Below are 18,783 nucleotides of genomic sequence, written 5' to 3'. Positions count from 1 at the left end.
GGAGGGCATAAATGAGAAAAACCAATGCAGCTTACGGTACCGTTGCCGCCAACGGTATCAGTACCGCTTACAAAAGCGTCGGTGATCCGAAAGATTGCCCCGTACTGGTTGTGCAGGGTGTTGGAGGACAGATATCGGAACATACGGATCCGCTGACCGAAGAACTTGTGCGACATGGAAATCGGGTAATTACATATGACAACTGGGATATAACTTGAAGACTATGCTTGGTAAGTCGCATGTGATCGGACCCAGCCACATTTTCCTCAAAAGGAGACACGGATGTCCCTGCTCACGATGATTGTCCGAATTCTCTGCCTGGTCCCGGTTCTGACAGGCTTGCTCGATGTCGTGATCGGCAGCCATTCGCTTGCAATCGCTGGCATGAAAATGCCGCCCGGGGTGCTGGAAAATCCCGTCCTTGAGAGCCAGGTCCGTTTTTTCGGTATGATTTGGATCGGTTGGGGGCTGGGTCTCTGGCGTACAAGCGGGGATCTTCGCGCGAATGCAGGCTGGTTTCGCGGCCTTCTCGGTATCCTGTTCTTGAGTGGTCTGGCGCGCGCTGCAGCGGCGTTGCAATTCGGCCTGCCCGGCGGTGCGCTGAATGCCGCCATTATCGCCGAGCTCGTTGGTGTGCCACTACTCCTTGCCTGGCACACAACGTTGCTTCGCAAGATCCCGGAAAAGCGATGAAAGACATCTACGGTATGGCATTGAGGCAGTTAGTAACGAAGACGCGGTTCACGCGGAGACCGCTCTTCTCCAGTACATATGCAAGCGCCGCATATTCTCGGGGGACCGTTCGAAACCACTTCATCGAAGGCGACGATTCCCCGTGGAAAGGTGAACGATCCCATGTCGTAGACGCTTTGGCGGCTCACGATCTTCCAGGCCCAACCGTCTTTGGCATATTCACGCACAATATGGCCATTGCGCGGGAGAAATCCTTTGGTCCGGAGCTGGTCATCCTCAGCTATGAAACAGAGACGAAGCCGTTGCAATGCCAACGACGCGCCCTACGGGCACGTCTCCTACATCAGGGGCGATCTCACGGAGGCCCGCCTCCTGTCACCGCTGACGAGGATATCGATCCTGGAACGCCCCGCCTTTTCGAATACATCCAGCAAATGAATCTAGCAGCGCTATTCCAAGCTCGCCACCCCCGTCAAGGTACTATGCTGGCCTTAAATACCTTGGGAAATTCGGGCTGGTAGCGACAAGCGGACGAGGGCGAGGCAGCGAGGTTAGGTTCGTTCCAGCGGGGAACGCCATTGAGCCGCGCTTAGGTCTGTAATTTAGCTGCGGCCGACTTTTTAAATTACCACTTGGGCCGAATGCTGCGCCTGCTGATAGCGTTTGCTACCTAGCTCCTAAAACATCTGTGGATCGGTCGGGCGACGAAACGGCCCGACGCGACATAGCTTGCCGAATCTGTCCTGTTCATGGGCCGAGTCCTTCTTGGCTATCGCGAGAAATGACGGCGCAGCCATCAGGGGAAGAAAACGAGCCGGCCGTTGCGGGAGGACGATCGAGCCGAGCAGCGTGAGGCGTTCTCCGATCACACATGCCCCATCGAGACCGCAGTGGGCATGCCTTGCGCAAAGATTGAAGGGAGCGAGAATGGCGGACGCCGGCGCGCCCGAGGTACGACAGCCGCGCGTGTCATTCCCTATCGCAGGCGTAGGCGTCAGGAGCGCGTGATACCAGCGAGCCTTCGGGCTGCGGCCGCATTTTTGACGGTCAGCGCGATTCTCTTGAGAAAGGCAGGACTGAAACTGCCAAGGGGCGCGGTCGACTCGAAGTCAAACGCCTTGTCGAGTTCAACCCGATTGTACTCGTCGAGGATGATCCAGCATGGAAAATCCAGCCCGGCGCGACGGCATTCGATTTGGCTGATGGCAAGAGAGAGCCGGTCCATGTCGGGAAATTGCGTTGTGATGGGAAACAGAAACACAGCTCCTGGCACTGCCGCGGTGCGAACGACGACGCAAACGGGCCTCGCCTTGCGACCGGACTCTTCACCAACGGCGGCTTGGCGCGTCCACAGGTAGAAGAAGCGGACGATCTGCCCAGGCTCAAGCATTGTCGCCCTCGATAATGTCCTCAAGACCGGTCATAAGTTCCCGGTGGATGTCTTCGGGAGCATCCATCAGGCCGTATGCAACGGTGTGCGAACGACCGATGAGCTTGCGATACTGCTCCGCGGTCAGAATGACGAGTTTGTCTTTCCCGCGCTTCGTCAGGGTGACTGGTTCAACCAAAGCCGCTTCGAGGATTTCGCCCGAAGCCCGGTTCATGTCTGAGAAGGTGAATTGCTTCATTCCCAAGTCTCCGTATTGAATTACCTATAATACGTATTCTATGCGATTTACGCAATTCGAATGGCGATCATTGCAGCGAACCAGTCCCGGTAGTCAAAAGCAGGAAGGAGCGGCCGACCTCCTCGCTGCTGACGACGTTTATTTCGGCGGATGTGCCACACGACGGGCGTGATCCGGCATCCCTGCTCCCTCCGAGTGGGGAACGATCGAAGCGGTCGGCTTTCTTGGAAGGGCGGAAAGCGACCAGCTTCGTCCCGTCATGTTCTGGCTCGAAAGCGGCTAGGCGTTTGGCAACAGCTCACGGCTTTTCCTCAACGGCCTGAGCCTGCGTCGGAATGATGGACGCGAACTGGTTTCTGGATCTTCTGACCTCAATTGAGTGCGGCTTATGCCGCTCGGGCTCAGCGCCCGGTTCTTTTACGCCATCGAGCATAGTCGTTTTGCGCTTTGTCCGTCGTTGGCGGATAAAGCCCGATCACGGCAGCGCCGTCCTGGACCTGTTCGAGAACAAAATCCTCGAAGCTTTCCATGCCGGCGCATTCCTCGGCGATCTCATCGGCCAAATGCGCTGGAATGACCATGACCCCGTCACCATCGCCGACGAGCACGTCCCCGGGGAAAACCGGGGCGTCACCGCAGCAAATCGGCACGTTAATGTCGAGCGCCTCGTGGAGAGTTAGATTGGTCGGCGCCGACGGGCGCTGATGGTAAGCCGGCATGTCCAACCTGCCGATGCCTTCGGCGTCGCGAAAGCCGCCGTCAGATACGACGCCGGCGCAACCGCGCATCGCAAGCCTTGTAACGAGGATAGAGCCTGCCGATGCGGCCCGCGCGTCTTTCCTGCTGTCCATGACAAGCACCCAGCCAGGCGGGCAGGTTTCGACCGCGACCCGCTGCGGGTGGTCCGCGTTGCGGAACACAGTGATGGGATTGCGATCCTCGCGCGCCGGAATGTAGCGAAGGGTGAAGGCCTGTCCGACCATGTTTTTGCCCTTCCAGGCGACCGGGTGGACATTCTGGATGAACTGGTTGCGCAGGCCGCGTTTGTAGAGCGCAGTGGCAACGGAGGCGGTCGACGCCTTCATCAATTTTTCGCGGGTTTCGTCGGAAAGAGCGTAGTCGGTCATTGTCATCTCCGGCTGGAAAGATCAGTTGATCGCTGGTTCATCGACCTGAGGGCCGAATTCCGTCTTCAGGAAATCGAAATCGCAGCCCTTGTCTGCCTGTTCGATATGTTTGGAGAATAGGAAGCCGTAGCCGCGGCCGTAGCGTGGAGCCGGCGGCTTAAACGACTGTCGGCGAAGGGCGAGTTCTTCGTCCGGCACGAGCATGTTCAAGCTGCGGTTGGGAATATCGAGCTCGACGATGTCGCCGTTCTTCAAAAGCGCCAGCGGGCCCCCGACATAGGCTTCCGGCGCCACATGCAGCACGCAGGCGCCGAAAGAAGTGCCGGACATGCGCGCGTCCGACAGTCGGACCATGTCCCGCAGGCCGAGCTTCAACAGCGCCTTGGGCATGGGAATCATTCCCCACTCAGGCATTCCCGGTCCGCCCTGGGGGCCGGCGTTGCGCAAGACGAGAACGGTCTCCGGTGTCATCGGATAGTCGGGATCGTCGATGATCGCCTTCAGCTCGGCGTAGCTATCAGCCACGAGAGCCGGACCTTTATGCCGGTGGAATTTCGGGTCACAGGCGGCGGGCTTGATCACCGCACCGTCGGGACTGAGATTGCCCTTGAGGACGGCAAGCGACCCCTCGTGATAGACCGGGTTCGACAGCGGCCGGATGACGTCGTCGTTCCAGACCTTTACCAAGTCGAGGCCCTCCGTCAGCGGCTTGCCGGTGACGGTGATCGCCGACGAATTGAGCTTGTCGCCCAGTTGCTTCATCAGCGCCCGGAGACCACCGGCGTAGTAGAAATCCTCCATGAGGTACGTCGCGCCCGATGGCCGGATATTGGCAATGACGGGCGTTTTGCGTCCGATGCGGTCGAGATCGTCCAGTTCCAGCGGGATCCCGGCGCGGCGCGCCATGGCGATCAAATGAATAATGGCATTCGTGGAACAGCCGGTCGCCATCGCCACGGTCACGGCATTCTCCACTGCTGCCGCCGTGACGATCATGTCCGGCGTCAGGTCCTCCCAGACCATATCGACGATGCGCCGGCCGCATTGCGTGGACATGCGCTGATGACCTGCATCGGCGGCGGGGATGGAGGAGGCGCCAGGAAGCGTCAGTCCCATAGCCTCGGCGATCGCCGTCATTGTCGATGCAGTTCCCATGGTCATACAGTGGCCATAGGATCGGGCAATGCCCCCTTCGATCCCTTGCCATTCTTCCTTGGAAATCGTGCCGGCGCGGCGTTCGTCCCAGAACTTGAATCCGTCGGTACCGGAACCTAGATGCCTGCCGGCCCAGTTGCCGCGCAGCATCGGTCCGGCCGGCAGGTAGATAAAGGGAAGACCCATGCTGAGCGCGCCCATCACCAGGCCTGGAGTGGTCTTGTCGCAACCGCCCATGAGGACTGCGCCGTCGATGGGATGGGAGCGCAGCAATTCCTCGCTCTCCATCGCCAGCATATTGCGGTAGAGCATGGTCGTTGGCTTGACGAAATTTTCAGACAGTGACAGCGCTGGAAGCTCCATCGGGAAGCCTCCTGCCTGCAGCACGCCGCGCTTGACCCATTCCACTCGGTCCTTGAAGTGCATGTGGCAGGGCTGGGCATCCGACCAGGTGTTGAGGATGGCGATGATCGGGCGCCCCTCCCAGTCGGCGGGGTCATAGCCCATCTGCATCGTGCGCGATCTGTGGCCGAAGGATCTTTGATCATCGGGGACCATCCAGCGGGCGGAGCGAAGCTGCTCGTAGGTTTTGCGTTTTTTCATGGCATTGTCCGAGAAGGATGATGAATAGAGGCGAAAGACAAGGAAGCAGTCTTCATTCCTTCATGCCCCATTTCTGGATGGTGTGGCGTTCAATTGTCTGGAAGACCAGATTTTCGACCACCAGACCGATGACGATGACGGTCAGCAGTCCGGCAAAAACGGCCGGGATGTCGAGGAGGTTGCGGTTTTCGAAGATGAACCAGCCAAGGCCGCCCTGCCCGGACGAGACGCCGAAGACGAGTTCGGCGGCAATCAGTGTGCGCCAGGCGAAGGCCCAGCCGATCTTAAGACCGGTAAGGATCGAGGGAAATGCAGCCGGGATGAGAATGCGAGCGACGTAGGAGAAGCCGGACAGGCCGTAATTGGCGCCGACCATGCGCAGGGTGCGGGAAACGCCGAGAAAGCCGGAATGGGTGTTCAGCGCCACGGCCCACAGCACGGAATGCACGAGCACGAAGACGAGGCTTGAGGCGCCGAGGCCGAACCAGATGAGCGCCAGCGGCAGAAGTGAAATGGCCGGAAGCGGGTTGAACATGGCGGTCATCGTCTCGAGGAAGTCCGTGCCGATGCGCGTGTTGATCGCCAGCACAGTCAGGATGGCCGCCAGGATCGTTCCCGCCGCATATCCCATCAACAGGATCTTCAAGGTGGTCCAGATGCGCGCCGGCAGCGTGCCATCCGCGAAGCGATCGACGAGCGTCACCAGCGTGTCGGTGAGGGTCGGAAAAAGAAGCGGGTTGTCCAGATAAGTGGCGTAGACTTGCCACAGGAGCGCAAGCCCGATAATCAGCAGGGCCTTTCGGACAGCGCCGATTCCCCAGATGAGCTCAACTGGCCCGAGCTTCTCTTCGATCGCGGCGATGTTGCCATAGGCCGGGCGCGCGTTGGCGCTGTCTTCGGCCAGCAGGATCTGTGGTGCGCTCATGATGGCTTACTCCCGATGGCCAGGTTCAGAAAACAGAAGACTGTGGATATCCCGCTCGAGTGCGGCTGCGGTCCCGTCCTCGTTGGAGGCTTTGTCGACATCCACGACTTCCGCTTTGACGCGCCCCGGGTGGGGTGAAAGAAGCAGGATGCGGTTGGAGATCTTGATCGCTTCAGCGATCGAATGCGTGACGAAGATGACGGTAAACTTCGTGTCATCCCAAAGCTGAAGCAGTTCGTCCTGCATCTGGCGGCGCGTCAGCGCGTCGAGCGCCGCGAAAGGTTCATCCATCAGCAGGATGTCGGGTTGCATCGCCATGCCGCGCGCAATGGCGACACGCTGTTTCATTCCGCCAGATAGGGTATGGGGAAAACTGTCTACGGCGCGCGTCAGCTTTACCTTGTCGATATAGGCGCGGGCGATTTCCTCCGCATCCTTTGGCAACAGCTTGCGCGCAACCAGCAGCGGAAACATCACGTTTTCCAGAACGGTCTTCCAGGGCATCAGCTGATCGAATTCCTGAAACACCATCATCCGGTCCGGACCTGGTTTCGTCACCGTCCGGCCGTTGATGCGGATGGAACCGCTGACGGGCTTCATATATCCGCCTACTGCCTTCAGCAACGTCGACTTGCCGCAGCCCGATGGACCTAGAAGCACGAACCGGTCTGATTTCCGAACGCTGAAAGAGACCTGTTCGGTGGCGGTGACCAGCAGGTTGGGCGTCTTGTAGCGCAGCGTAACTTTCTCGACGCTCAAGAGTGGTTCAGCCGCTTGCGCAATAGTCTGATGCGCCGGTGAAACAGTTGCTGCGGACTGGAACATTGACGACGTCCTCACATGAAATGGGGCGGGCTTATCCGGCAGACAGCTGCCTGCCTTCTGCCGGATGGATGCTGCTCAGTTGCCGTTGAGGTCGGCGGATTCTGGCAAGTAATAGTCGGTCCATGCCTTTGGCTGCATCTTCAGCGTCCCGATCTTGTTCAAATGCGTTGCGAACTTCATCGTGCCTTGCGGCTCGGTGCGATAGTCGTCGATGAAACCCGGCTCGTTCATGATCGCCATGAGATCGTCGATCGACGTTTTGTCACCGGTGATCGTCTTGTAGGCTTCGAGGGCGCCCTGTGGATCGCTCTTGATGTAGGCCACTGCTTGCTTGGTTGCCTCACGCACGGCCTTGATGATGACGGGATTGCTTTCAGCAAACCCGGTCGTCGTGAAGAACGTCGCCTGCGTGAGGGAACCTCCGATGATTTCGCGCGAGTCCGTGACGCGATGCACGCCCTTCTGTTTCAGCTCGATGTACTGGAAGGGCGGTGCTGAGAAATGGTTCTTGACCTCGTGATTGGGGTTGGCGATGGCCGCGACTGCATCCGGATGACCAAGCTGTACGGTATTGCTGTCGAGCTTGCGGACCTGGTCTTCGCCATACTTTGCGGCGGCGGCCATTTGCAGCAGAATCGCCTGCGTCGAAACGCCGACGGTCGGAACGGCGATCTTGTCGCTCGGGCCGATATCATCGAGTGATTTGATCTTGGGATCATTGGAGACCATGATGACCGGCTGCGCGGAACTCGGAATGATGCCCTTTACGCGGCCCTTCGTGCGGTCCCAAAGCAGAAGAAGATTACCCGATCCTGTGTTGACGATGTCGACATTGCCTGCGAGCAATGCATCGGTCTGCGCTCCACCGCCGCTGAATGTTCGCCATTCGATACTGAGGCCGTCCAGCCCCTCCTTCGCAGCCTGTTTCTCAATGAGCTTTTGCGTCTCCATGACGTGGCTCGCAAGATAAAGAATCCCCGGCTGCCGTGTGATGGAGATCGCCGTCTTTTCCTGAGCCGAAGCTGGAAGCGTGGTCGCGAAAAGAGCTGCGATCGCGGCAGCACCCAAAAGTCTCAACATCCTATCCTCCCACTGTAAATTCTAAACGTACGAAACGTGCCTCCCAGCACAGCAAGAGTGAAACACTAAAATATCAGTTGGTCAACTATGTTAATATATTAGTTTGAGATCGCGTTTCCGACCGGCTATAATATGCGTCAAAGCGAGGTTTCATGGACGCTCTGAACGATCTTTCCCCGACGATTGCGCTCAAACGCACCTCGACCTCGCGCCAGCTCTACGACGTGCTGCGCGGTCGCATCATCTCGCTCGATCTGACCCCGGGCATGCATCTGTCACGCAGCGAGATCGCCTTGGCCTACGGCGTCAGCCAGACACCGGTGCGTGACGCTCTGCAAATGCTGGAGGCGGAAGGCCTCGTGGTCGTTTATCCGCAGTCCCGCACGGAGGTCACCCGCATCGATTTGCGCCAGGCGCGCGAGACGCAGTTCCTGCGGCTCTCTCTTGAATTGGAAGTCATTCGGTATCTGACGGAAAACCAGCCCGAAGCCGTCATCAAACAAGCCGATCGTCTGGTGGCCCTTCAAGAAACGGCGCTCAACGTGGATCACGACCTCGAACGCTTCGCGCTTCTCGATCGCCAGTTCCACCAAACCCTGTTCGAAGGTGCAGGCGTTGCGGATCTCTGGATGCTGGTCCAGTCGCGATCCGGCCATATTGATCGGCTTCGCAAGCTCAATTTGATGGATCCCGGCAAAGCCGGCACGATCTTGTGTTCGCACCGGGAAATAATGGACAATGTGCGAGACGGAAACGTGCGGCGGGCACAGGAAGCCGTACGCCGCCACCTTACAGGCACGCTTGCCACCGTCGACGCAATTCGCGAGGCACATTCTCACTTCTTTTGAGAGGTGAAGCTTCCTGTGGAAGGAAATGTTGGTCTGGGCCTTTAAGGGTCAGGCCAACACAAGATTAGATTGCTCTATACCGAAAGATCAGTGTCGAACGACGCGCCCGGACTTCTCTTGCGAGAGCGAACGATCGTCGGGCTTCGCGTCGGAAACCTCAACAGAACACGTGCGCGGCGCCGGGGTCGAATTCAAGATGAACCCGGTCCCCAGGGTTCAGGCCGGCGATCGCCTCGTGCCCGAAAGGCAGTCGCACCGACAAGGCGTCACCGGCCGCCGTAGCCGTTGCCACATGGATATTGTTGCCGAGGAAGGTGATGTCCCTGACTGTTGCACTGAGACCGTTGCCGCCATCATGACGCGATAGCCGAATGCGCTCCGGCCTCAGCATGAGAGCCCCCTTCCCGTTGGAAACCGCCTTGCCATGGACCGGGATCCGGTCAAAAACCGCCGAGCCGCCCAGTGAGATCGTCGCCTTTCCATCTGCACATGACAACAGATCGCAGGAAATGAAGTCGCTGTCGCCAATGAATTCAGCGACGAAACGCGTACGCGGGTTGGCGTAAAGTTGCGGCCCGGTGCCGATTTGATCGATGATGCCCTTCGAGAAAACCGCAATGCGATCGGACAGCCGCAGCGCTTCTTCCTGGTCATGGGTCACATATAGGATCGTCACTTCAGTTTGCTGGTGGATCCTGCGTATCTCGTGCTGAATTTCCTCCCGCAGCTTCTTGTCCAGCGCCGAGAGCGGCTCGTCCATCAGAAGAACCGGAGGGTCGTAGGCAAGCGCCCTGGCCAGGGCGACACGCTGCTGCTGGCCGCCCGACATCTGTACGGGCTTGCGATCCTCGTATCCTTCAAGTCTAACGAGACGCAGCATCTCCTTTACCTTGCTGTCGATCTCGGCCTTGGACTTGCGCCTGACCTTCAGTGGAAAGGCAATGTTTTCGCCAACGGTCAGATGCGGAAACAACGTGTAGCGCTGAAAGACCATTCCGATGTTGCGCTTATGCGAAGGGGTTTTAAGCAGAGTCCTGCCGTCAAGCGTGATGTCGCCTTTTGTCGGAGTTTCAAAGCCCGCCAGGATGTAAAGCGTCGTGCTCTTTCCCGACCCCGACGGTCCGAGGAAGGTCAGAAACTCACCGCGCTGAACATCCAGGGTGACATCGTGAACCGCGACAACGGGGCCGTACTCCTTGCGGATGCCTTTGATCTGAAGGAAAGCGTCATTCATGATTTCACTACCTTGCGTGCGAGAGCGACAAGCGCCATCAAGAGGATCGTCAAGAGGATGAGAAGCGTCGACGCGGCAGCCACGACCGGCGTGAGATCCTGCCTGAGCGTGGCCCATACTTTTACCGGCAGGGTCTGCAGCGTTGGGCTTGCCATGAAGATCGCCACAACCACCTCGTCCCAGGATGTCAGGAACGAAAAGACAGCGGCGGAAAATATCCCGTGGCTGATTGCAGGCAGCGTTACTCGGATCCTCGCCTCAAGCGGCGAGGCGCCGCAAAGTATCGCCGCGTCCTCGATGGACTTATCAAAACCTTCAAGCGCGCTGGAAATGGACAGAATGGAGAACGGAAGAGCAAGGACGAGATGCGAAATCACGAAGCCCGCCAAGGTTCCACCGAGGCCCACCCTTAGAAAGAAGGCGTAGAGTGCGACGGCAAGAACGACGACGGGAAGGATCATCGGTGTCAGGAAAAGCGCCTTCAGCGCGTCACGGAACAGGAACGTTCCCCGAACCAACCCGAACGACGTCACAAGACCGAGCAGAACGGAAAGCACGGTGACGATCGATGCGATCTTAAAGCTCGTCCAGGCCGATTCCAGCCACCGGGGATCGGCCAGAAGTTCCCGATACCATTGCAGCGTCCAGCCAGGAGGCGGAAAGATCAGCCACTGCGAGGAGCCGAAGGAGAGCGCCGCGATAAAGACGATCGGCAGCATCAAGAAGGCTGCCGCCAGGATGGTGATCGCCACAAGCGCGTATTTCCACCAGCCGAGACGATCGAAGTTAAGCAGCATGTCAGCGCCCTCCGGTGTTCTGGCTGCCAAAGAAACGCAGCTGAACGACATAGAGCGAAAGCGTTACAACGAGCAGTACCAGGGCAGCCGCTCCCCCCATGCCCCAATTGACCAGGGACTGCACGAACTGGGCAATCAGCTCGGCCAGCATCATGTTCGCCGTACCCCCGAGAAGCGAGGGGGTAACGAAATAGCCAAGCGACATGACGAAGACCATGAGGGCACCGGCAGCCATGCCCGGCACGGCCAGCGGCAGGAGAACGCGCGTGAGACATTGCCACCGGCTGGCACCGCAAAGGGCAGCCGCCTGCAGGATTGCAGGGTCGATCTTCTTGATCACGCCGTAGAGCGGCAGGATGATGAAGGGCAGCATGATATAGGTCATGCCGATCGTCACACCTGTCAGATTGTTGACGAGCGGCAACGGCTGATTGATGAGCCCCATGCCCATCAGCATCTTGTTGATGAGACCGGTCCGTTGCAAAAGCACCATCCAGGCATAGGTGCGCGCCAGCAGATTTGTCCACATCGACAGCAGCAGGATCGCAAAAATCACCGATGCCAGCCGTCCAGGCATGATTGCCAGCGCCCAGGCGACGGGAAAGCCGATCAAGAGCGAAATAATGGTCACCAACGCTGATACGATGAAGGTATTGGCGAAAATCTTGAGATAAGTCGCAGATCCAAGCAGCTCAGCATAGTTGCCGAAGCCGGGAGCCGGCTCCAATACACTTCGCAGCAACAATGCCGTCACCGGCACGATGAAGAAGATGGCCACGAAGGTAAGAGCCGGGACGATGCCGCTGAAACCTGTTGGCCTGAGCGCTCTTGGCTGCGGCGCGCTCACGCTGGAAGCATCACTATAGGTCGACATGACAGTCCTTCCTGCCCGAACGTTCCCACAAGCGCCGCAGGTTCTCGGGGCCGACCGAGCACGCTGCACTTTCAGCACGGCGGGCATGGGTCCGCCGTGCATTGCGCTGCATTTCAACCTATTTTGCCTGCCATGCGTACCACCGCTCGCCGATGGCATCCCGGTTTTTTGCCCAATAGCTCATGTCCGCATTGACTTGGCTGGCCGTTTGCTGATCCGGCAGTGTCTTGGCCGTCTCGGCATCCATCAACTTGGCCGATTCCAGATTGATCGGCGCGTATCCAGTGGCTTTTGCAAGCGCTGCCTGCGGTTCTGCCGAGGTTGCCAATGCGATGAACTTCATGGCCGCCTCGAGATTCGCAGCGCCTTTCGGAACGACAAGCGAATCCGCAGCGGTAATATTCTGCTCCCAGGAGGTCTCGGCGTTAACGCCGCTTTTGGCGAGCGCTGTCATGCGGCCGTTCCAGAGGCTTCCGAACGGTGCTTCGGCGGATGCCAGCAACTGCTGCGACTGAGCGCCGCCGGACCACCAGATAATCTCCGACTTGATCGTATCGAGCTTCTTGAATGCTCGATCGAGGTCAAGCGGATAGAGCTTGTCGGCGGCAACACCGTCAGCCAGGAGCGCCGCTTCAATCACACCGGGCGCCGACCATTTATAGAAGGTGCGCTTGCCTGGAAACTTCGCCGTGTCGAACAGATCGGCCCAGGTCTTCGGGCAAGCAGCAACCGCATCCGCATTGCAGCCGATCACAAAGGAATAGTAGAAGCTGCCGACGGAATAATCCGTTACGAAACGCGGATCGAGCTTGGACTTGTCGATGACGGAGAAATCCAGCTTCTCAAGCAGTCCGTTTTTGCCTGCCTGCGCGGCATAGTCACCTTCGACATCGACGACGTCCCAGGTTACCTGGTTCGCCTCGACCATGGCCTTCAGCTTGCCGTAATCAGTGGGGCCATCCTGCACCACTTGCAGTCCGGTCTTTTCCGTATATGGGTTCGCCCAGGCTGCCTTTTGCGCGTCCTGCGTCGTCCCTCCCCAGCTTGAGAAGACGAGCGTTTCGGCTTTCGCAGGAATGGCTACTGCCATGATTGCCGCCAAGGCCGTGAATGCAATTGTGTGTTTCATGTTCCCTTTTCCTTGTTTTCGAGTGTCTTATGCGCATTCCTATGCCGGCAATCCGTTCCCGCTTTTTGGAGAGAAGCTGGTTGCCTTCATAATCTTGTTTTCCGCCACTTCGATCAGATCGCGAATTTTCGGCAGAAAGGCCTGCCACCGAGGGTCAGCCATAAGGCGCATGCGCCTTGCCTCACGATCGTCCAGGCTCGAGAACGCCCAGATGTGGACAATCTCGTTGATGGTGCCGATCTCCGAATAGAAGTAGCCGACGAGGTTGCCGAGATGGCTCTTTTGAATGGCTATCCCCTCCTCTTCCACTACCTTCAGATATTGCGGGATCGCACCGTTCTTCAGTCTGTAAGTCCGGATCTCGTAAAACATCGCCATCACCGCATCACGAAAGGATCAGGAATCGGGTCGTCCGACGTCCTCAGCCAGATCGTTTTCGTCCGGGTGTAGTCGAGCGCTGCGGCCATGCCGCCTTCCCTGCCATGCCCGGACAGACCGAAGCCGCCAAATGGCGCGATCGGCGAGACGGCGCGATAGGTGTTGACCCAAACGACACCGGCGCGAATCCCCTTCATCAGGCGATGAGCCCGCGTCAGGTTTTGGGTGAACACGCCAGCGGCAAGCCCATAATGCGTATCGTTCGCAAGCGCGAGCGCTTCGGCTTCTGTTTCGAACGAGACGACGGACAGAACCGGACCGAAGAATTCGTTGACCAGCGAAGGGGAATTGACGCCGTCGCAGTCAAGAATTGTCGGCGGGAAGTAATAGCCTTCACCGCCGGGCCTGTGGCCGCCGGTGACAAGGCGAGCACCGCTTTGAACGGACTTGTCGACGAGCGCTGCTATGTGCTCCTGCTGGCGCCGTGTTGCAAGCGGACCGACCTCGGTCGCCATGTCCAACGGCGCCCCGATAAGGATCGCCTCAGCCTTGCCCTTCAAGAGGGTCAAGAACTCCTCCTTGACACGCCGCTCGACAATCAGGCGCGAACCGGCGACACAGCTTTGGCCCGTCGCAGCAAAGATGCCCGCGACCTGAGCATTGGCAGCACTCTCAAGGTCTGCGTCGGCGAAAACGATGAATGGTGACTTGCCGCCCAGTTCGAGCGAGGTGGAGGCAAGGTTCTCCGCCGAGTTTCGCACGATATGACGCGCCGTTTCGGGGCCACCGGTGAAGGCAACATGCGCGATCTTAGGATGGCGGCTCAGTGCTGCCCCGCAGGATGCGCCAAAGCCGGTGATGATATTGACGACGCCCGCAGGAAAGCCTGCCTCGTGAACGAGGCGCGCAAATTCCAGAAGCGGCGCCGGCCCGTCTTCCGAGGCCTTGACGACCATCGTGCAGCCGGCCGCAAGAGCCGGGCCGATTTTGACGGCAGACAAGAACAGCTGGCTATTCCAGGGCACGACCATCGCAACGACACCGATCGGCTCACGGCGAAGCCAGACATCCATGTCAGGCTTGTCGATGGGAAGATAAGATCCTTCAATCTTGTCGGCGATGCCGGCGTAATAGCGGTAGTAGTCCGCGACATAGGCGATCTGCGCCGACGTTTCCCGGATGATCTTTCCTGTGTCGCGAGTCTCGAGCACTGCGAGCTTCTGTGCATTGGCTGCGACCAGATCAGCGAGCCGGTAGATGAGCTTGCCGCGTTGCGTGGCCGTCATCTTTGACCAGGCCCCGTTATAGAGTGCCTGTTCGGCGGCGTTGACCGCCCGATCCACATCACCTTCGCGCGCTTCCGGCAAGTCAGCCCATTCCTTCCCGGAGGCCGGATCAACGCTTGGGAAGCGTGCTTCACCGTCCAGGAATTGACCATCGATATAATACTGGAAACGCTGCATAGGCTTTACTCCGCAAATGCCGGCATCACTTCGGCGAGGAAGCGCTGAAGCGATGCTTTCTTGCGCTCGAAGCTCATACCCGTATCGATCCAGAAGGAATATTCGTCATAGCCCATGGCCTCATAGGTCTTGAGGCGCGAGATTACGGTTTGTGGACTTCCTACAACGTTGTTGGTGCGCATGACGGCGTCCGACAGCATGGCGTTTGAGCTGATTTCAGCTTCGGGAATTCGCTCAATGAGACCTTGCGCGACCGGCTTCTCGTTCTTGAACCACGCGAAGAAGTAGTTGTAATACAGGCTGAGCTCATGGGCCGCCTGTGCGATGTCTGCGTCCGACGAACCGACATAGGTATGACGCAGCAGCATGATCTTGGGCCGCTCGATCGTCGGATGCTTCGCGCAGGCGTCATTGAACCGCCCCATCAGCGCTTCCACCTCGTCATCACCCTGCCAAAGCGGGGTGACCTGCACGTTACAGCCGTTGGCAACGGCGAATTCGTGGGAATTCGGATCACGGGCTGCGACCCAGATCGGTGGATTGGGCTTTTGCAGCGGTTTCGGCGCCGACGTGGTTGACGGAAACTTGTAGAACTCGCCGTCGTGAGCGTAGTCGCCCTTCCAAATACCTTTGACAGCCGGAATGAGCTCGCGCATGCGCTGGCCAGCGGCCCAGGCATCCAGACCGGGAAGCAGACGCTCGTATTCGAACGAATAGGCGCCACGGGCAATCCCGATATCGAGCCTGCCGTCGCAGATGATGTCGGTCATGGCCGCCTCGCCGGCAAGCTTGATCGGATGCCAGAATGGTGCGATCACCGTTCCTGTGCCTAATCTCACTTGCGACGTCCGGCGCGCCAGGTCGGCGATCGTCACGAAGGGGTTGGGCGCGATGGTGAAATCCATGCCGTGATGCTCGCCCGTCCAAATCGCATGCATGCCACCTTTGTCAGCGATCTCGCAAAGAGCCACGAACTCGTCATACAGGCTTTTGTGACTCTGGCTTGCGTCGAGGCGTTCCATGTGGACGAAGAGAGAAAACTTCATGCTTGCGCCACCTTCGCTGCAACCGGGCGGACCGTTCCAACAGACTCATCCCCGAAATAAACCCCGAAATTGCCGATCGAACTCTCCAGCGCAAAACGCGCGATGATATCGGCGGTCGAACTTGTCTTGAATTGATCGGCAGTCAGTGTTTTGGGCTTCAGGAATCGTCCAGCGGCCGGATCGCCTTCCGATGCAAAGGCACGGTAGACAATGTGCTGCTTTCCCTCGCTCTTGTCTTCATAGACCGAATACAGGAAACCGATCGTAACCTTCAGCCCGGTCAGATCTTCAAGATAATCTCGCAGAATTTCGGTCGGGCTGCCTTCCTTGCCGTCACAGCCAGGCAGAAAGAGCATGTCATCGCCGAGAAGGAGAACATCGCCGTCGCGCTCCAGAACGGCACCTAGCTCAATATTGCCTTCCGCTGCGGCCGAAACGGCCCGGCTTGTAAGGATTGGGGTGAAGTAACCGCCGCGGGCATAGCCCAATCCGTTGCGGCCGGTATTCTCGAAGGCCGTGATGCGTCCCATCAGGATGACGTGGTCGCCAGCTTCCACCATCTTCTCCATGGCGCACTCGAACCACGCCGCGACATTCGCGAATATTGGACTGCCGGCCTTGCCTTCAGACCATTCGACTGCGGCGAAACGGTCCTCGACTGGCCGCGCAAAGGTGTTCGACACATCTTTTTGACTTTCCGAGAGGACGTTGATTGCAAAGTGCCTCGCACCCGTCATCGTCGCATAGTTGCGTGAGGTCTTTGCCAAGCAGACAAGCAGGAGAGGCGGATCGAGGGACACCGACGTAAATGAGTTTGCTGTAAAGCCGATCGGCCGGTCGTGGCAATCGCGGGTGGTCACGACCGTTACGCCGGTCGGAAAAGCGCCGAAGGCGTCTCTCAGTGCGCGTGGATCGATGGACTCTGGCGTCATCTCCGCTCCTCCTCTCGATGTTCAAGCCATTCCGCAAGCAGCCTATTGACGGTATGAGGCGCGGTGAGATTAACCATGTGCCGATGCCCGTCGACGATACGAGCCCAGCCATTTCGGGTAATCGCCGCCATCTGCGCCGCCATTTCCGGCGTCGAATTGGGATCGTCGGAGCCTGTCAAGAACAAAGCTGGGCAGCGGACATCTCGCCAGCGTTCCGCATAGGTATCGTCGCCGCCGGCAAAGGCGCAATAGGCGATGGCGTAACCCTCGGGATCGACCATGCCCAGCCAGCCACGCGTGAGATCGCGCGCCGAAAGGCTATTGTCATCGTCGCCAAACCACCGTTCCAGCGGGCCGTCACGGTCAACGCCGTTGGCGCGGATTGCGGCTGCGCGAGACATGACCGCTGCTTTTGCCTCGGGACTGCGGCGATAGACGCCGTTAAGATATGCGACCCGCCGGATCCGCCTGCCGAAGGTAGCAGCAGCTCCACCGGAAATCAGAGCTCCCATGGAATGGCCGGCGACATTGGCGGCATCGATGTTCAACTCGTCGAGAAAGCGGCCGAACCAGGCAACGAAGTCCTCAAGTTTGCTTCCGGTCGGCAATTTGGCGCTTTGTCCATGTCCAGGCATGTCCACGGCGACGACACGATGCGTCTTGGCAAACATCGCGATCTGCGGGGCCCAAGCCTCGACCCGCATGCCGACGCCATGGATCAGAACCAACGGTTCGCCCTCACCGGCCTCGAAGTATGAGACGCCGTTGATGGTTTGCTGGCGTTGGAACTGCATCGATGCCTCTTGCAACGATGTGGAGTGTCTCGTTTGCATGGCGCCAGCTGACCTTTCTTAAACGCCTGCAGGATTGGTGACGTCGTGACCAAGATCCTTGAGGTCTTGATAGCGGTCGCCGATGCGATGATGCGGACGCCCTCCAACGGACGCACCCAGTGCTACGACGATCTCGTCGGCGGCCGGGGCATCAGCAATGGCTGTCTGAATGGTCAGGTAATGCGAACGGCGGCCCTCGTCGTTCTTGTCCATCAGCGGGATCATGATCGGCGCATTGGCCGGGCCGCGGGTATTGCAGAAGGCAAGATAAGACTTGGCGCCGACGGCATTGCGGTAGTGATTGCCAAAACGCAGTGTGTGGATGAGCGCTGAAGCGTGCTCGATTTCGCCGTCGAGACCGACGACAGCGGCCTTGCCATAACCTTCGACGGCTTTGCCCGAACCAACGGCTTCGATGATCATGCGAGTGAGCAATTCTCCGAGCACAGGGGCGCCCGCATGGATTTCCGGCTTGAGGTCCTCGACAAAGCCTTTGCCTGCCCATGGATTCTTAACCACCGCGAAAGCCGAATACAGTTTCAGCGGCAGCGGCGCGGCTTTTCCGCCTTCGATCAGGGTAGTTTCAACTTGCAACAGCGTCTTGCGAATCTGGATGCTCATGCGACGTCCTCAGCTACATATGGTGTTATGGTATGCCATAATATTAATTCGTCAATAGCCTTGTTCGGAACAGGCGGCTCTAGCGTCTTCCCAGTAGATTTTGCTTTTAGATCAGTTACTTATAGAGTTCATGCTTGATCACGCCCCATTTGCGAGTTCATAGAGGCGAGACATTCCGCCTTGTTTAGAGCCAGATTCGCTCCTCGGCGCGTCTCCATCCGATCTTGCAAGTTGCTCGTTTCGCAAACGCCTCATGATTGGCAATGAGAGCTTCACTCGGGGCACGAAGATCCCACCAAGCCGTCATTTCAAGACGTTCAAGGAAATCTCGACGTTGATGAGTTGACAAGGTGGTGATGACTGCGCGAACGCGCTTTGCAACAGTCGCGGCACGGTAACAGCTCCGACCGCGCTCATTCTGGCGCACGTGTTCGGCAAGTGGTCCTGATTTTGACTGAACGTGCAGCGCCGCACCGATTTGCGGGAAACAATGTACTTTGCGCGTGAGATTGAGCCAATCGAACGCGTCAAATCTCTTGCTTCCGCAACATCAGTAAGCAGCAGCAGCACCCGGCAATGACCGCTGTGCTTC

At 58.4% G+C, this 18,783-nt stretch carries 20 protein-coding genes; 3 read left to right on the top strand and 17 right to left on the bottom strand.

Annotation, left to right across the window (positions count from 1 at the left end):
- Window positions 1–11 precede the first annotated feature (11 nt).
- Together BLP23_RS33185 and BLP23_RS16420 are read left to right on the top strand one after the other, a co-directional pair.
- Window positions 12–218, top strand: coding sequence for a hypothetical protein (locus tag BLP23_RS33185; protein WP_139187072.1), 207 nt, complete (start codon window positions 12–14; stop codon window positions 216–218).
- Window positions 219–282: 64 nt separating this feature from the next.
- The gene (locus BLP23_RS16420) at window positions 283–693 is read left to right on the top strand and encodes a DUF4345 domain-containing protein (protein ID WP_092585855.1); all 411 of its coding nucleotides are present in this window, start codon (window positions 283–285) and stop codon (window positions 691–693) included.
- A 994-nt stretch (window positions 694–1,687) separates the two neighbouring features.
- On the opposite strand, the gene BLP23_RS16410 is transcribed toward BLP23_RS16420, so the two are convergent.
- The 7 genes from BLP23_RS16410 to BLP23_RS16380 form a co-directional block, all read right to left on the bottom strand.
- Window positions 1,688–2,083, bottom strand: coding sequence for a hypothetical protein (locus BLP23_RS16410; RefSeq protein WP_092585851.1), 396 nt, complete (start codon window positions 2,081–2,083; stop codon window positions 1,688–1,690).
- Window positions 2,076–2,321 (bottom strand): type II toxin-antitoxin system prevent-host-death family antitoxin, encoded by a 246-nt coding sequence (locus BLP23_RS16405; RefSeq protein WP_092585849.1) that lies wholly within the window; start codon window positions 2,319–2,321, stop codon window positions 2,076–2,078. Before BLP23_RS16405 ends, BLP23_RS16410 begins: the two co-directional genes overlap by 8 nt.
- Window positions 2,322–2,722: 401 nt before the next feature.
- Window positions 2,723–3,448 (bottom strand): ribonuclease activity regulator RraA, encoded by a 726-nt coding sequence (locus BLP23_RS16400; RefSeq protein ID WP_092585847.1) that lies wholly within the window; start codon window positions 3,446–3,448, stop codon window positions 2,723–2,725.
- A gap of 21 nt (window positions 3,449–3,469) precedes the next feature.
- Entirely contained in the window at window positions 3,470–5,206 is a 1,737-nt protein-coding gene (gene araD, locus BLP23_RS16395) for an L-arabinonate dehydratase (protein WP_092585845.1), read from the bottom strand.
- A gap of 52 nt (window positions 5,207–5,258) precedes the next feature.
- Window positions 5,259–6,131, bottom strand: a complete 873-nt coding sequence (locus BLP23_RS16390; RefSeq protein WP_092585844.1) for an ABC transporter permease — start codon at window positions 6,129–6,131, stop codon at window positions 5,259–5,261.
- Window positions 6,132–6,137: 6 nt separating this feature from the next.
- The gene (locus BLP23_RS16385; protein WP_092585843.1) at window positions 6,138–6,956 is read right to left on the bottom strand and encodes an ABC transporter ATP-binding protein; all 819 of its coding nucleotides are present in this window, start codon (window positions 6,954–6,956) and stop codon (window positions 6,138–6,140) included.
- 75 nt (window positions 6,957–7,031) lie between these two features.
- Entirely contained in the window at window positions 7,032–8,036 is a 1,005-nt protein-coding gene (locus BLP23_RS16380; protein WP_092585841.1) for an ABC transporter substrate-binding protein, read from the bottom strand.
- Window positions 8,037–8,188: 152 nt separating this feature from the next.
- On the opposite strand from BLP23_RS16380, the gene BLP23_RS16375 reads away from it, so the two are divergent.
- Window positions 8,189–8,884 (top strand): GntR family transcriptional regulator, encoded by a 696-nt coding sequence (locus tag BLP23_RS16375; RefSeq protein WP_092585840.1) that lies wholly within the window; start codon window positions 8,189–8,191, stop codon window positions 8,882–8,884.
- A gap of 157 nt (window positions 8,885–9,041) precedes the next feature.
- On the opposite strand, the gene BLP23_RS16370 is transcribed toward BLP23_RS16375, so the two are convergent.
- The 10 genes from BLP23_RS16370 to BLP23_RS16325 all read right to left on the bottom strand — a co-directional run bounded on the left by BLP23_RS16370 (window position 9,042) and on the right by BLP23_RS16325 (window position 18,191).
- Window positions 9,042–10,118 (bottom strand): ABC transporter ATP-binding protein, encoded by a 1,077-nt coding sequence (locus BLP23_RS16370; protein ID WP_092585838.1) that lies wholly within the window; start codon window positions 10,116–10,118, stop codon window positions 9,042–9,044.
- Window positions 10,115–10,915 (bottom strand): ABC transporter permease, encoded by an 801-nt coding sequence (locus BLP23_RS16365; protein WP_092585836.1) that lies wholly within the window; start codon window positions 10,913–10,915, stop codon window positions 10,115–10,117. The genes BLP23_RS16370 and BLP23_RS16365 overlap by 4 nt, the downstream gene beginning before the upstream one ends.
- A gap of 1 nt (window position 10,916) precedes the next feature.
- Complete coding sequence (locus BLP23_RS16360; protein ID WP_092585834.1) at window positions 10,917–11,789, bottom strand: ABC transporter permease; 873 nt, start codon at window positions 11,787–11,789, stop codon at window positions 10,917–10,919.
- A 118-nt stretch (window positions 11,790–11,907) separates the two neighbouring features.
- Window positions 11,908–12,918 carry a polyamine ABC transporter substrate-binding protein gene (locus BLP23_RS16355; protein ID WP_092585832.1) on the bottom strand — a complete coding sequence of 337 codons (1,011 nt, stop codon included), beginning with the start codon at window positions 12,916–12,918 and terminating at the stop codon, window positions 11,908–11,910.
- Between the two features lie 39 nt (window positions 12,919–12,957).
- Complete coding sequence (locus BLP23_RS16350; protein ID WP_092586121.1) at window positions 12,958–13,290, bottom strand: NIPSNAP family protein; 333 nt, start codon at window positions 13,288–13,290, stop codon at window positions 12,958–12,960.
- A 5-nt stretch (window positions 13,291–13,295) separates the two neighbouring features.
- A complete protein-coding gene (locus tag BLP23_RS16345; protein WP_092585831.1) occupies window positions 13,296–14,759 on the bottom strand; it encodes an aldehyde dehydrogenase in 1,464 nt (487 codons plus the stop codon).
- A 5-nt stretch (window positions 14,760–14,764) separates the two neighbouring features.
- Entirely contained in the window at window positions 14,765–15,805 is a 1,041-nt protein-coding gene (locus BLP23_RS16340; protein WP_092585830.1) for an LLM class flavin-dependent oxidoreductase, read from the bottom strand.
- Entirely contained in the window at window positions 15,802–16,737 is a 936-nt protein-coding gene (locus BLP23_RS16335; protein WP_092585829.1) for a flavin reductase family protein, read from the bottom strand. Before BLP23_RS16335 ends, BLP23_RS16340 begins: the two co-directional genes overlap by 4 nt.
- Window positions 16,734–17,531, bottom strand: a complete 798-nt coding sequence (locus BLP23_RS16330) for an alpha/beta fold hydrolase (RefSeq protein WP_407691794.1) — start codon at window positions 17,529–17,531, stop codon at window positions 16,734–16,736. The genes BLP23_RS16335 and BLP23_RS16330 overlap by 4 nt, the downstream gene beginning before the upstream one ends.
- 57 nt (window positions 17,532–17,588) lie before the next feature.
- Window positions 17,589–18,191, bottom strand: coding sequence for an amino acid synthesis family protein (locus tag BLP23_RS16325; RefSeq protein ID WP_092585826.1), 603 nt, complete (start codon window positions 18,189–18,191; stop codon window positions 17,589–17,591).
- Window positions 18,192–18,783: the final 592 nt, after the last annotated feature.

Origin of the sequence: Rhizobium mongolense subsp. loessense (genome assembly GCF_900099775.1) — a bacterium.
Lineage (GTDB): Bacteria > Pseudomonadota > Alphaproteobacteria > Rhizobiales > Rhizobiaceae > Rhizobium > Rhizobium loessense.
The sequence above is the reverse complement of the archived record's forward strand: the minus strand, read 5'-3'. Positions and strand labels throughout refer to the sequence as shown.

Coding starts and splice junctions, on each gene's coding strand:
- BLP23_RS33185 (WP_139187072.1), top strand. CDS start 12: ATGAGAAAAACCAATGCAGCTTACGGTACCGTTGCCGCCAACGGTATC.
- BLP23_RS16420 (WP_092585855.1), top strand. CDS start 283: ATGTCCCTGCTCACGATGATTGTCCGAATTCTCTGCCTGGTCCCGGTT.
- BLP23_RS16410 (WP_092585851.1), bottom strand. CDS start 2,083: ATGCTTGAGCCTGGGCAGATCGTCCGCTTCTTCTACCTGTGGACGCGC.
- BLP23_RS16405 (WP_092585849.1), bottom strand. CDS start 2,321: ATGAAGCAATTCACCTTCTCAGACATGAACCGGGCTTCGGGCGAAATC.
- BLP23_RS16400 (WP_092585847.1), bottom strand. CDS start 3,448: ATGACCGACTACGCTCTTTCCGACGAAACCCGCGAAAAATTGATGAAG.
- araD (WP_092585845.1), bottom strand. CDS start 5,206: ATGAAAAAACGCAAAACCTACGAGCAGCTTCGCTCCGCCCGCTGGATG.
- BLP23_RS16390 (WP_092585844.1), bottom strand. CDS start 6,131: ATGAGCGCACCACAGATCCTGCTGGCCGAAGACAGCGCCAACGCGCGC.
- BLP23_RS16385 (WP_092585843.1), bottom strand. CDS start 6,956: ATGTTCCAGTCCGCAGCAACTGTTTCACCGGCGCATCAGACTATTGCG.
- BLP23_RS16380 (WP_092585841.1), bottom strand. CDS start 8,036: ATGTTGAGACTTTTGGGTGCTGCCGCGATCGCAGCTCTTTTCGCGACC.
- BLP23_RS16375 (WP_092585840.1), top strand. CDS start 8,189: ATGGACGCTCTGAACGATCTTTCCCCGACGATTGCGCTCAAACGCACC.
- BLP23_RS16370 (WP_092585838.1), bottom strand. CDS start 10,118: ATGAATGACGCTTTCCTTCAGATCAAAGGCATCCGCAAGGAGTACGGC.
- BLP23_RS16365 (WP_092585836.1), bottom strand. CDS start 10,915: ATGCTGCTTAACTTCGATCGTCTCGGCTGGTGGAAATACGCGCTTGTG.
- BLP23_RS16360 (WP_092585834.1), bottom strand. CDS start 11,789: ATGTCGACCTATAGTGATGCTTCCAGCGTGAGCGCGCCGCAGCCAAGA.
- BLP23_RS16355 (WP_092585832.1), bottom strand. CDS start 12,918: ATGAAACACACAATTGCATTCACGGCCTTGGCGGCAATCATGGCAGTA.
- BLP23_RS16350 (WP_092586121.1), bottom strand. CDS start 13,290: ATGTTTTACGAGATCCGGACTTACAGACTGAAGAACGGTGCGATCCCG.
- BLP23_RS16345 (WP_092585831.1), bottom strand. CDS start 14,759: ATGCAGCGTTTCCAGTATTATATCGATGGTCAATTCCTGGACGGTGAA.
- BLP23_RS16340 (WP_092585830.1), bottom strand. CDS start 15,805: ATGAAGTTTTCTCTCTTCGTCCACATGGAACGCCTCGACGCAAGCCAG.
- BLP23_RS16335 (WP_092585829.1), bottom strand. CDS start 16,737: ATGACGCCAGAGTCCATCGATCCACGCGCACTGAGAGACGCCTTCGGC.
- BLP23_RS16330 (WP_407691794.1), bottom strand. CDS start 17,531: ATGCAGTTCCAACGCCAGCAAACCATCAACGGCGTCTCATACTTCGAG.
- BLP23_RS16325 (WP_092585826.1), bottom strand. CDS start 18,191: ATGAGCATCCAGATTCGCAAGACGCTGTTGCAAGTTGAAACTACCCTG.